The organism is Gordonia aichiensis, assembly GCF_039946255.1.
GTDB lineage: Bacteria > Actinomycetota > Actinomycetes > Mycobacteriales > Mycobacteriaceae > Gordonia > Gordonia aichiensis_A.
The window spans coordinates 1-255 of the sequence record NZ_JBCDWL010000070.1; the positions used below are offsets into that span (position 1 = coordinate 1).

Here is a 255-nt window from a genome sequence, read left to right on the forward strand (position 1 = left end):
ACTTGTCTTTCGCTACTCATGCCTGCATTCTCACTCCCACACCCTCCACAACTGGATCACTCCGCTGCTTCCACGGATGCAGGACGCTCCCCTACCCACCCACACCACTAGACCACCATCCGCAGACGATGGCCGATGAATGTGTGAGTGCCGCGGCTTCGGCGGTGTACTTGAGCCCCGCTAAATTGTCGGCGCAGAATCACTTGACCAGTGAGCTATTACGCACTCTTTCAAGGGTGGCTGCTTCTAAGCCAA

The 255-nt window shown here is 56.5% G+C and carries 1 rRNA gene; it reads right to left on the bottom strand.

Going from position 1 to position 255, the window contains the following annotated elements:
* Window positions 1–255, bottom strand: a 23S ribosomal RNA gene (locus tag AAFO60_RS21055); the annotation flags it as partial.